The 11,532-nt window shown below is 69.1% G+C and carries 12 protein-coding genes and 1 tRNA gene; 8 read left to right on the top strand and 5 right to left on the bottom strand.

Translation table 11 applies throughout. From position 1 onward, the window contains the following. Positions 1-239: 239 nt before the first annotated feature. Positions 240-860: a HEPN domain-containing protein gene (locus ACFWEJ_RS21535; protein ID WP_377231232.1), complete on the top strand. Its 621-nt coding sequence runs from the start codon at positions 240-242 to the stop codon at positions 858-860. A 176-nt stretch (positions 861-1,036) separates the two neighbouring features. Here the strand turns inward: ACFWEJ_RS21535 and ACFWEJ_RS21530 are convergent, their stop codons facing one another. Then, positions 1,037-1,411 carry a bifunctional 4-hydroxy-2-oxoglutarate aldolase/2-dehydro-3-deoxy-phosphogluconate aldolase gene (locus tag ACFWEJ_RS21530; RefSeq protein ID WP_377231231.1) on the bottom strand — a complete coding sequence of 125 codons (375 nt, stop codon included), beginning with the start codon at positions 1,409-1,411 and terminating at the stop codon, positions 1,037-1,039. Positions 1,412-1,506: 95 nt separating this feature from the next. Between ACFWEJ_RS21530 and ACFWEJ_RS21525 the strand changes: the two genes are divergently transcribed. Continuing rightward, positions 1,507-2,421 (top strand): tyrosine-type recombinase/integrase, encoded by a 915-nt coding sequence (locus ACFWEJ_RS21525; protein WP_377231230.1) that lies wholly within the window; start codon positions 1,507-1,509, stop codon positions 2,419-2,421. A 121-nt stretch (positions 2,422-2,542) separates the two neighbouring features. After that, positions 2,543-3,163, top strand: coding sequence for a hypothetical protein (locus tag ACFWEJ_RS21520; RefSeq protein WP_377231229.1), 621 nt, complete (start codon positions 2,543-2,545; stop codon positions 3,161-3,163). A gap of 274 nt (positions 3,164-3,437) precedes the next feature. Here ACFWEJ_RS21520 and ACFWEJ_RS21515 read toward each other — a convergent pair whose 3' ends face one another. Continuing rightward, positions 3,438-4,007, bottom strand: a complete 570-nt coding sequence (locus tag ACFWEJ_RS21515; RefSeq protein WP_377231228.1) for a hypothetical protein — start codon at positions 4,005-4,007, stop codon at positions 3,438-3,440. A 320-nt stretch (positions 4,008-4,327) separates the two neighbouring features. Then, positions 4,328-4,401: transfer RNA gene (locus ACFWEJ_RS21510), tRNA-Ile, on the bottom strand. Between the two features lie 159 nt (positions 4,402-4,560). Here ACFWEJ_RS21510 and ACFWEJ_RS21505 point away from each other — a divergent pair. The 5 genes from ACFWEJ_RS21505 to ACFWEJ_RS21485 all read left to right on the top strand — a co-directional run bounded on the left by ACFWEJ_RS21505 (position 4,561) and on the right by ACFWEJ_RS21485 (position 10,227). Next, positions 4,561-6,159: an MFS transporter gene (locus ACFWEJ_RS21505; RefSeq protein ID WP_377231227.1), complete on the top strand. Its 1,599-nt coding sequence runs from the start codon at positions 4,561-4,563 to the stop codon at positions 6,157-6,159. Positions 6,160-6,271: 112 nt separating this feature from the next. After that, positions 6,272-7,510 (top strand): RtcB family protein, encoded by a 1,239-nt coding sequence (locus ACFWEJ_RS21500; protein WP_377231226.1) that lies wholly within the window; start codon positions 6,272-6,274, stop codon positions 7,508-7,510. Between the two features lie 112 nt (positions 7,511-7,622). Continuing rightward, complete coding sequence (locus tag ACFWEJ_RS21495; RefSeq protein WP_377231225.1) at positions 7,623-8,192, top strand: potassium channel family protein; 570 nt, start codon at positions 7,623-7,625, stop codon at positions 8,190-8,192. 83 nt (positions 8,193-8,275) lie between these two features. After that, positions 8,276-9,256 carry a DUF5819 family protein gene (locus ACFWEJ_RS21490; protein WP_377231224.1) on the top strand — a complete coding sequence of 327 codons (981 nt, stop codon included), beginning with the start codon at positions 8,276-8,278 and terminating at the stop codon, positions 9,254-9,256. Then, positions 9,253-10,227 (top strand): HTTM domain-containing protein, encoded by a 975-nt coding sequence (locus ACFWEJ_RS21485; protein WP_377231223.1) that lies wholly within the window; start codon positions 9,253-9,255, stop codon positions 10,225-10,227. Before ACFWEJ_RS21490 ends, ACFWEJ_RS21485 begins: the two co-directional genes overlap by 4 nt. Here the strand turns inward: ACFWEJ_RS21485 and ACFWEJ_RS21480 are convergent. Both ACFWEJ_RS21480 and def read right to left on the bottom strand, forming a co-directional pair. Beyond that, positions 10,179-10,676 carry a DUF3145 domain-containing protein gene (locus ACFWEJ_RS21480; RefSeq protein WP_377231222.1) on the bottom strand — a complete coding sequence of 166 codons (498 nt, stop codon included), beginning with the start codon at positions 10,674-10,676 and terminating at the stop codon, positions 10,179-10,181. The genes ACFWEJ_RS21485 and ACFWEJ_RS21480 overlap by 49 nt on opposite strands. Before the next feature lie 277 nt (positions 10,677-10,953). Next, positions 10,954-11,439 carry a peptide deformylase gene (def, locus tag ACFWEJ_RS21475; RefSeq protein ID WP_377231221.1) on the bottom strand — a complete coding sequence of 162 codons (486 nt, stop codon included), beginning with the start codon at positions 11,437-11,439 and terminating at the stop codon, positions 10,954-10,956. Positions 11,440-11,532 lie beyond the last annotated feature (93 nt).

Genomic DNA, 11,532 nt, shown 5'->3' with positions numbered 1-11,532 from the left:
CTCGCGATTCTCGCGGGCGGCGGCCAAGAACGGCGACGGCCGTCCGTCGGACACCGGGGTGTAGAACCACAACCGGCCTTCCTCGGCCACGAACCACATCATCGCCAACGCCGGAGTTCTCTGTAATTCCTTCCAGTGCGCCGGCTGGTGAGGAATGGATTGGGACGCGTGAACCATTTTTCGATACCTCGGAGATCGATTTTCCGTTGTTCGCGCGAGAATGGCTGCGGTTGTACGACGTGGCCCCTATCATCGCTTCGGTAATTGCACCGCGCGACGGGCTTGCATATGTCACGACTAGGCTTACGGATGTTTGCAACGGCGTCGAGGCGTTGGCGGCGCAGCGTTGGGGGTCGAATAAGAGTGAGCTGCCTCAAGCGGACGTTGCGATCCTCAACGCTCTGAAGGTTGCAGACGGAATACCCGCCAAGAGTCGTAGGCGGGTCGAGAATCTCCTTCGTCGTGATTGGACCTTGCAATCAAAGCTGGAGCTTCTTGCCCAGGACCTGGGGGAGGAGTCGAGTCGCTGGCTTCTCGGGCCGAGTGTTAGCGATTGGGCGTTGCTGGTTGTCCGGCTGCGCAATTCTGTGGCGCACGGCAGTGTCTTGCCTGGCGGGCTCAGTAGCGATGCGCACTTTTTGACTTTCGCCTATGAGACGCTGGCGGCGGTTCTGCAGCTCGCTCTTTTTCGTGTCTGTGGGTACGAAAATCCCCAGGCTGAGGCGGGCGGGGAACTGCTGCGTGCTCCCGGGAGGTTCGTTGCGAGCCATCCGTACTCGACGTTCTACAGGAGGCTTGAACAGCTCGCACAACAGGCGGGATTCTGGGCCGTTTGGCGACAGCGGCTTGACGATGTGTGACACCGCCGCAGGCGTGTGCCGCTCTCTTTCGGCACGAGGATGACCGCTGTGAGCGCTGCCGCCGCCACCGTTGGTAAATGGTGCATGGAAACGGCATGCATCAAAAATGCTGGCCCATCTCGGAGGATGGGCCAGCATTGCCAGATCGGTTGGAGGGAAACGTGTAGGCGACGCTTCTATTCGGCGGCTCGGACGATGTCTAGCCATTCGCGCGCCGATCTCCGGGCCGAGTTGTAGTCCCCGGTCCTCATGCTGTCGCCCACGAGGTCAGAGCCGACGCCAAGGGCTACTGCCCCGGCATTGAGCCATTCGCGGGCGTCCTCTCGGGTGATCGTCCCGGTAGGCATGATTCCGGCATCCGGCAGGGGCGGCAGGAGCTGGCGAATGAACTTCGGGTTGTGTGAGCTGGCCGGGAAGAGCTTGACCACCTCAGCGCCCGCCTGAGTGGCCGCGTCGATCTCGCTCGGAGTGAATACGCCGGGCACGAACCCGGTAGGTCGCGCGCTGCCGGTTCCGCGACAACGACGGGCGTACCCGCCCGGTCGAGGCATGGGGCAGTTCGGGTGCGGAGGCGGAGCAGCGCCTCCGGGACGAACTCACGACCCGCAAGCGAGCATCGTCGGACACGATCACCGCAGACACCCGCTTGGAAGTACTGGCGGACTACTGGCTGCGAACGAAGATCGACCCGAGCAAGCTCGCCGTGAACACACGCCAGCGCTACCGCTACACCACTGAGCAGTACGTCATTCCCGGCGTGGGTGGTCTGCGGTTGCGTGAGTGCACTGTGTCCCGCCTGGAGGCCTGGGTGGCCGGTGAGGTGGCCAAGCACCCCGCGAACGCCCGGGTGTCCCTGACGTGCCTCAAGGGCATGCTGGATGTCGCGGTGCGTGAGGACGTGCTGACGGCGAACCCCGCCAAGTCGGTCACGCCGGTTCCCGCCACGGTGTCCGACGACGTGAAAGCGCTGTCGGTCGAGGAGGTAGTCAAACTGCGCGCTGCCCTGGCGGCGGATGAGAGGGCGACAGCGCAGAACCTCACCGACCTGGTGGATGTCATGCTCGCGACGGGTTGCCGAATCGGTGAAGCTCTCGCCCTGCGCTGGAGCGAGGTTGACCTGGAAGAGCACGTGATCTACCTGACCGGCACCGTGGTACGCGAGCAGGGTGTTCGGCTCTTCCGGCAGGACAACACGAAGGGCAAGAAGCCGCGCGGACACCTGGTGCCGAAGTTCGCCGTGACGATGCTTGAAAGGCGTGCTGCCGAGGTGCCGCCCGGTGGGCTGGACCTGGTGTTTCCCTCGGCGCGTGGTGGCCTCCGCGAGGTGACGACGGTCGATAAGCAGTGGCGCAAGTTCCGCGAGCGACACCCGGACTGGTCTTGGATCACCCCGCACACGTTCCGGAAGTCGGTCGGTACGGCTGTTGAGCGCGGTGCCGACATTGAGGCGGCGGCGGCGCAGCTCGGTCACTCCCGCTCGGCAGTGACGGCCAAGCACTATGTCGAAGTTGCCGCCGTCGGGCCGGACCACCGGGAGATTCTGGAGCGGTTCGGCAGGTGATGGCGATTGGCTCTGTATGACGGAACGGCGAGGCCCAGAATGTTGACGATTCTGGGCCTCGCTGCAATTCACCCGCTGGCCGCGTCGCGCGGGGAGGGAAGCCGGTTCTAGCCTCGCTGGCATGGATGAGGTCGTCGCGGGAGCGCTGATTGGGCTTGTTGGTGGCGTCGTCGGCGCAGGCATTGGTGGCGCTGCATCGCTGCTCGTCGCAGCCCGGGAACGCAAGCAACAACGCGAGGACCGAGACGTCCTCCTGTGGACCGAGCGGCGCCGAGTCGTCTACTTGCGATTTCTGTCGGAAGCGGCTGACCTGGAGCGGCGTATCCAGGCATCAGCACACACAGAAGCTGAGCCAGCGTGGGGCCTGGTTGCACATGAGGACCGCGCAGACCTCATGGACACCTTCAACGAGATGCGGTTGATAGCCCCGAAGGACGTCGTCGAGCCTGCCAACAACTACCTGTACAACCTGAGTTGGCCGCTGAACAACGGCTACGCATATGTCGCGCTCGCTTTCGCTGCGCGACCACTCGACATGGAAAGGGTCGGCAAGACCCAGAAGGTACTGGAGGAGTCTTTAGAGGAGGTCCGGCGCTGGGAGCGTGAGACCCGGGCCGCGATGCGCGAGAACCTCGGAACCGGACCTGAGTACGACCTTCCCGCTGTCGCGGAGCAGGGCGATGGACTGCCCTCGCCTGGTGGGGGCAAGATCACTTCGAGCGGATACCCTCCGAGCGAATAGCAGCGTGCGCTCAGAGAAGCGCCTGGAGCGGTCCAACGGCGGGCAGCGCTGGCACCGCTGGATCGGCACCACGTACGGACAGCAAAGAGACCCGGAATCGGCGGGAATTCGGGTCTCTGGCCCCCCTGCACAGGACCTGAACCCTGTGACGGACAAGACGAGGCCAAGGCTCTGGCACCGCTGGTCCCAGCTGAGTTGGTAAGTCCGAGATTGTTCAGAGCGGTGACCGCACAACTGCGGCCACCGCATGGCCAGCCCCGCGATAGCGAGCCAATCACACCCCTCCGAGCGCGACGATCGACATCACGAGACCAGCGAGTCCCAGCAAACCGGCGACGGTGATTCCAATCCACTCGCGTCGGGCGGTGCGTTTAGCAGTGGCCCGGTCCTCATTGCGAGCATCGTCCGCCGCAACCTTGGCCGCCGCTGCGTCGGCCCGGTCGGCGTTGTAGCTGTCCTGGAGCAACCTAATCTGATCGGCCTGCATCGACAGGAGAGCCTCCGTCCAATCGGGGATCTCGACCACGTCGGCTGCGGGCGGCTGGACATCAGTGGGCTCGGCGTGCTGCCAGGCGAATCTGAATTTGGGGAGGTCAACCAGTGACGAGGCAGGGAGAGCCGGCAGAGTTGCCGTGGCGAGTTCTCGGTAACGTCGCCCGAGCGAATCCACAGCTCCGGCAGCCCGGCCAGCCTTCGTCACCTTCGCAAGGAACGACTCAACTCCTGGCTGCATGCGGCTACGCAGCAGCTGGTCGTATTTGCGGGCGTTCGCATAGTCAGGGTGGTTCTTGTCTTTGAGGATCTCCGCAAGCTCCCTGAGGCTCCGCTTGCCGATTGCGTTCACCGCAGGAGCATCGCTAAGAGGGGAAGTAGGAGGCAGGTCCTCCCAGCGCCCACCTGGTCGCTGAACTCTGATCCGGCGCTCCGGTCCTTCGCTCTCTGAGGCGTCCTCAGTCATACTCCCTGACTGTACGCAGCCGCGTCCGTGATGGCGCTGTTGGTGTAGCCAGCGCGGAGCGAGACCAGCCTCGGGGCGTGTCCCTGTGAGGGTCGAAGTCGTCGTCCCCGCCGCCTGTTCCGCGAGTGATAGCGCTGGGCTACCGCTGGGTCGGCACCATGTAATGAAGGGGCGGGTCCGGAATTGGCGGGATTCCGGGCCTACGGTGCCCCGTACAGGACTTGAACCTGTGACCGAGAGATTATGAGTCTCCTGCTCTGACCAGCTGAGCTAACGGGGCCGCGCGGCACAAGCCGCGCAAGGATCCTACTGCCTCGGACAGTCGGCGCAGGTGAGGACCCACGCGGCGGGACGGCGTCCGGCTCGGTACGCTCGAGAGCGAGCGACGGGTGGCACGGCCGGGGGCTGCCGACCCGCCCCGTGAGCCAAGGACGGCGACATGGGTATCGAACCGGGCGAGGGCACCGAGGCCGTGACCGCGCGGAGCCGGCGGCTGATGCTGCTGCTCGCCGCCGCGATGTTCGTGCTGGTGGTCGACACCTCGCTGATGAACGTGTCGATCTCCGCCGTCATCCGGGACCTGGACACCACGGCCGGGGGAGTGCAGTCCGCCATCGCGCTCGAAGCGCTGGTCTCGGCCGCGTTCATCCTGATCAACAGCAAGGTGGGCGACCTGATCGGGCGCAAGCGCGCGTACGTGCTGGGGCTGCTGGCGTACGCGACCGGGGCGCTGGCGATGACGCTCGCCCAGAGCCTCACGGCGATCGTCATCTTCTGGGCGATCATCGGCGGGCTCGGGGCCTCGCTGCTCCTGCCGGCGATGCAGTCGCTGATCCACGGCAACTTCGAGGGCGGGGCCCAGAAGCAGGCGTACGCGATGGTCGGCGCGGCGGCCGCCATCGCCGCCGCTGTCGGCCCGCTGCTCGGCGGCTTCGTCACCACGTACCTGTCGTGGCGGGTCGGGTTCGGTCTGGAGGCGCTCATCATCGCCGTCGTCCTGGCCCAGATCCGGCTGGTGCGCGACGTCCCCTACACCGGCTCCCGCCAGGTCGACGTCGTCGGTGCGATCCTGTCCGTCATCGGCATGGGCGGCGTGGTGCTCGGCATCCTGGTCTGGCAGGAGGGCGGCGAGCTCGTCGGCGTGCTCATCCTGGTCGGGCTCGTGGCGCTGGTCGCGCTCGCCCGCTGGCTCGTGCGGCGCGAGCGCGAGCGCCGGGTCCCGCTGCTCGACCCCGACCTGTTCCGCCACCCCACCTTCACCACCGGGGTCACCGGGCAGATGCTCCAGCAGGTCACGCTGGGCGGGGCCATGATCGCCCTGCCGCTGTTCCTGCAGATGACCCTGGAGTACAACGCCCTCCAGGCGGGCCTTGCCCTGACCCCGCTCTCGCTCACGATGTTCGCCGCGGCGCTCGTTGCGGGACGCCGGGGCGGCAACCGGCGTCCGGCCGCGATCATCCGCACCGGGTTCCTGCTGGCGTGCCTCGGGATTGCCGTCATCATCCCGTTCGTCCCGCGCGTCGACAGCGGCTGGTACCTCGTGCTCCCGCTCGCGATCACGGGCTGCGGCCTGGGCCTGCTCGTCTCGCAGCTCAACAACTACACCCTCGCCCCCATCGAGGAGGAGCGTGTCAGCGAGGCAGCCGGCGTCAACTCCGCCGCCGGGTCCTTCGGCCTCTCCTTCGGGCTCGCCATGTCGGGCGGCATCCTGCTCGCCGCCCTCGCCCTCGGCTTCAACCAGCTCACCGCGGACAACCCGGTCATCCCCGAGGCCGAGCAGCAGCAGATCGCCGCCGCGCTCGAGACCGACGCCGAGGTCATGAGCAACACCGCGCTCGCCGAGCAGATCACCGGACAGCCCCCGGAGGTCGAGGCCGAGGTGCTCGCCATCAACGACGAGGCCCGCAACCGCTCCCTCCAGGTGGCCCTGCTCGTCCCGCTGCTCGCGAGCCTCGTCGGGCTCGGCAACTCCTTCCGCATGCTGCGGCTGCCCGACCACAAGCCGTCGTCGTCGCTCGACGGGACCGACCTCGGCTGAACCCGGCCCTGGCCCGGCGCCGGCCCGCGTCCATGGGAAATGTCCTGGCGCGCGCCCGACGTCCGCCCGTAGGTTCTGCGAGCCACACCCCCAACACGACTGGAGCACTCCCATGTCCTCGAACTTCCCGGTCGCCCTGTCGGGCGCCCGGGCCCGGACCCTCATGTGGGCGCACGAGCACGACGTCGACCACGCGGCGCTGAACCAGCTCCGCAACATCTCCGCCCTGCCCTGGGTCGAGGGCGTCCGCGTGATGCCCGACGTCCACCTCGGCAAGGGCGCGACCGTCGGCTCCGTCATCGCCATGCGCGACGCCGTGTCGCCCAACGCCGTCGGCGTCGACATCGGCTGCGGCATGATCGGCGTCCGCACCTCGCTCACCGCCAGTGACCTGCCCGACGACCTCTCCCGCCTCCGCAAGCGGATCGAGGCCACCATCCCGGTCGGGTTCCACTCGCACGACGAGCAGGTCGACCTGCGCCGGCTGCGGCCCGTCAAGGGGTCCGGCGGCCAGGAGCGGCTGCGCGGCGAGCAGATGTTCTGGGACCGGTTCGAGACCCTCCACCCCAAGGTCCGGCAGCTCGAGACCCGGGCGCGCAAGCAGCTCGGCTCCCTCGGCGGCGGCAACCACTTCGTCGAGGTGTGCCTGGACCAGGACGACCAGGTCTGGCTCCAGCTCCACTCCGGCTCCCGCAACATCGGCAAGGAGCTCGCCGAGCACCACGTCCGCATCGCCAAGGACCTGGAGCACAACAAGGGCCTCGTCGACCGCGAGCTCGCCGTGTTCCTCTCCGGCACGCCCCAGATGGACGCGTACCTCAACGACCTCTGGTGGGCGCAGGAGTACGCCGCCCGCTCGCGGGCGGTCATGATGGCGCTCGCGGTCCAGGCGGTCCGGGAGGAGTTCGCGGAGCTGCCCGACGGCGGCCGGGAGCTCACCTTCGACGAGGGCGTGAACGTGCACCACAACTACGTGGCGCGCGAGCAGATCGACGGCGCGGAGCTGATCGTCACCCGCAAGGGCGCGATCCGGGCGGGCCAGGGCGACCTGGGCCTCATCCCCGGGTCGATGGGCACGGGCTCCTACGTGGTGCGCGGGCTCGGCAACCCGGAGTCGTACTGGTCGGCGTCGCACGGCGCGGGCCGGCGGATGTCGCGGACCAAGGCCAAGAAGGAGTTCACCCTGGACGACCTCGCGGCCCAGACCGCGGGCGTCGAGTGCCGCAAGGACCAGGGGGTGCTGGACGAGATCCCCGGCGCCTACAAGGACCTCGACGCCGTGATCGCGGCCCAGTCCGACCTCGTCGAGGTCGTGGCGCGGCTGCGGACGGTGCTCTGCGTCAAGGGCTGAGCCCTTTTCGGGGCTGAGCGAAGGCGGCCGTCGTGGCCCGGGAATCCGGGTCGCGGTGGCCGCCTTCTGCGTCCGGGGCCACAGTTGGTTCCAGGTCGAGGAGGTGGCCGACGTGGACGAACGTGAACCGCAGCACGACGGCGGCACCGTCGAGAACCACGACGTGCGCTCCCTGCCCAAGCGGCGCCGTCGGACCCTGATCGCCCTGGGCCTGCTGCGGGCGTTCGCGACGTCGGGCCTGCTGGTGGCGCTCTACTACGTGCTGCCGCTCGACCGGTTCTCGGTGCCGTCGCTGGCGCTGGTCCTGGCGGTCGGCCTCGCGGCGCTCGGCGCGACGTCGTACTGGGAGATCCGCGCCATCGTCCGGTCCCGGTTCCCGGGCATGCGCGCGGTACAGGCCCTCGCGACGCTGGTCCCGTTCTTCCTGCTCCTGTTCGCGTCGACCTACTTCACGCTCAGCACCCGCGAGCCGACGACGTTCAGCGAGACGCTCAGCCGGACCGACGCCCTGTATTTCACGATCTCGACCTTCGCGACGGTCGGCTTCGGCGACATCGTGGCGCAGACCGACGCCGTGCGGCTGCTCGTCTCCGGGCAGATCCTGCTCGACCTGGTCATCCTCGGGCTGGGCATCCGGGTGCTCCTTGGCGCGGTGCAGCGGGGGCGGTCGGGCGGGGGCTGACCGGAGCCGGGCGCCGCGAGGCTGACTGACGGGGACCGGCTGGGACTGGAACCGGGGGCCGTGCCTCTGGCACCCTGTGCGCGGTGAGCACCACCCCGGGCGAGACTCTCGCCCGCCCCCGCCCGGCAGCGCAGCCGGAGGCCCCAGCCGTCTCGGCGTGGGTCCGCGGGCTCGTCGTCCTGGTCTGGGTGGTGCTGCTCGCGCACCTCGCCGCCACGTTCGTCTGGGCGGCGCCGGGGTACCTGACCGGGCGGCCCGACGGCGAGTCGGCCAGCGACCCGCCGTCGACGGGCGTGCACCAGGCGCTGGAGGGCTACATGACGCCGGTCTTCGCGCAGAACTGGTCGGTCTTCGCGCCCACGCCCCTGCACGTCGAGTACTCCCTGCGGGTGCGGGGCGTCTACGCGGGCGGGTCCGACGGCGACCTCGTGCCCGGGCCCTGGGTCGACACCACGGCCGTCGAGGTCCGCGCGCTGACCGGGCATCTGCTCCCGGCGGCGACCGAGCGCCCGTCCCGCCGCCTGGCCTCCGACCTCCGCGCCGCCTACCTGGCGCTGCCGGAGCGGGGGCGCGAGGTGGTGCTGGTGTCGCCGGTCAGGGGGAGCGGCGGGGACGCGGCAGCCGACGGGCCGGGTGGGGAGAGCGGGTCGACCGAGGACGCCGGGCCCTGGACCGACCTCCGGGCCGCGCTGCTCGACGCCGGGGGCGCGCCCGACGCCGTCGACACCTACCTCGGCCTGGACCGGGCGGCGGCCGCGTATGCGACGCAGGTGCTGGGAGCCTCCGGCGACCTGGCCGAGCCGGGTCCGGGCGTCCGTGCGGACGGTGCTGCCGACCTCATGTACGTGCAGGTGGACGTCGTGCGCCAGGCCGTCGCGCCGCAGGGGAGTGGCGAGCGTCCTGAGCCGAGCGAGCTCTTGGTCGGCGCCCGCCCGCCCGTCGTCGTACCCGGTCAGGACGGCGATGCGTTCCGCGCGACCTGGGACGCGCTCCGGGACGCCGCGGCTCTCGCCGACCGCGCAGACACCGCCGACCGCGCCGACGGACGCGAGCGCACCTCGTGACCCGCCTGCTCGACGCCGGCGTCCGCTGGATGACCGACCGCGCCCACGCGACCTATGGCGTCGCGCTGATGCGCATCGTGCTCGGCCTGGGCGTCGCCGGGTACGTCGCGGTGAACTTCCCGGCGCGCCAGGCCCTGTGGGGCACAGGCGCCCGCTGGACGACGCCGCTCGGCGGGCACGCCCTGACCAGCGGCCCGCTGCTGACCGCGTGCCTCGTCGCGCTGTTCCTGGTCGCGGTGCTGGTGGCCGCCGGTTGGCACGCTCGCTGGGCGGTGCCGCTGCTGCTCCTCGGCTGGTCGGGCCTGACGGCGATCAACCCGCTGATCGCCGACCAGGGCGACAACATCTCCCGCATACTGCTGGTCTACCTCTGCTTCGCGGACACGTCGGCCCGCTGGTCCCTGGATGCCCGACGGCGGGAGCGCCGCGCGGACCGCGCGGGATCAGCCCCGGTGGCGCCGCCGTCGTCGGCCCCGGAACCGGACCAGGAGCCGGGCCGCGAACCGAATCGGACCCAGGTGCGCAATCTGCTGCACAACGCCGCCGTGCTGGCCGTGGGCGTGCAGATCTGCCTGGTGTACGTGCTGTCGGGGCTGTTCAAGCTCCAGGGGGAGCAGTGGCGCGACGGTTCGGCGGTGTACTACCCGCTGTCGCTGCCACAGTTCCGGCCGTGGCCCCCACTGGCCGACCTCATCGCGGCCAACGACTGGCTCGTGGCCGCCGTGACATGGGGGACCCTCGCGCTCCAGCTCACGTTCCCGCTCCTGCTGCTGCAACGCCACACGCGGACGGCCGCCGTCGGCGGGGCGCTGCTCATGCACGCCGGCATCGCCGTCGTCATGGGCCTGCCGTTCTTCTCGCTCTTCATGATGGCGGGCGACTGCGTCTTCCTCGCGGATGACGCGGTCGCCCGCCGATCAGGTCAGCCCACCTGGTGGAGCCAGCGGACCGGCGCGCCCAGGCCGGCGTAGCGGAACGGCTCGAGCTCGTCGTCCCAGGCGGCGCCCAGGGCGAGGTCGAGGGCGTCCCGCATGGCGCGCGGGTCGGCGAGCTCCAGCGCGGCGCGGACCCGGTCCTCGGGCACCACGACGTTGCCGTGCACGTCGGTCATGGCGTGGAAGATGCCGAGGTCCGGGGTGTGGGACCAGCGGGCGCCGTCGGCGCCGTTGCTCGGATCCTCGGTCACCTCGTACCGCAGGTGGGACCACCCGCGCAGGGCGGACGCCAGCTTGGCGCCCGTACCCTGCGAACCCTGCCACGAGTACTCGGCGCGGTACAGGCCGCGCCCAGCAGGCTGCGCGGTCCAGTCCATGGAAACGCGCACGCCGAGGACGTTCCCCGCGGCCCACTCGATGTGGGGGCACAGGGCACGAGGTGCGGAATGCACGAAAAGCACACCCCGCGTGATGACACCGGCCATGTCTTCCTCCCTGGTTCGAGGTACGTCTTCCCCTACGTCCTCACCAGGGCGGTGACGCTGTGGTCGGCTGCACAGCGGTGCTTCGGACCACATCCTGCCCGATCCCTCGGAGACATGCGAGGCGAAACGACGCGCATGTCTCCGAAAGAATCACTTCGTACGACGAGTTCGTGCGGCACATTCTTGCCTAAAAGGACGTACCGCCACTAGAGCCCGGACGAATCTCCTGATGATTCATCCCACATGCGTGTTTTGTACGAAAAGGAGCCGAAGTCCCTCACAGGCGCGCGCGAAGCTCCCGCATCGCGGCCCGGCGGGTCTCCTTCTGGAGCCGGTCCAGGTAGACCATGCCGTCGAGGTGGTCGGTCTCGTGCTGGAGGCAGCGCGCCATGATGCCGGTGCCCTCGACCGTGACCGGCTCGCCGTCCAGGTTGATGCCCTCCACCCGCGCGTAGTTGGCGCGCACGGTGGGGTACCAGAGCCCGGGGACGGACAGGCAGCCCTCGCCGCCGTCCTGCTGCTCCTCGCCCAGCTCGACGATGCGCGGGTTGATCACGTAGCCGATCTCGCCCTCGATGTTCCACGAGAACGCGCGCAGCGAGACACCGATCTGGTTGGCGGCCAGGCCGGCGCGCCCCTCGTCGTCCACGGTCTCGACCAGGTCGGCGATCAGCCCGCGTACGCGGTCGTCGATCGTCGTCACGGTGTCGCACGGGGTGCGCAGCACGGGGTCGGGAACCAGTCGGATCTCACGCATTGCCATGCGCACATTCTCCCATGTCAGGACCGAGGGCCGCCGTCGGCACACCCCGGACATGTCAGACGCTCAGGTCACCGGGGTGACCTGAGCGCTGTC

The sequence above is a fragment of the Promicromonospora sp. NPDC060204 genome (assembly GCF_042728455.1).
Taxonomy (GTDB): Bacteria; Actinomycetota; Actinomycetes; order Actinomycetales; family Cellulomonadaceae; genus Promicromonospora.
Note: the sequence above shows the minus strand (reverse complement) of the source record. Positions and strands in the feature narration are given on the sequence as shown.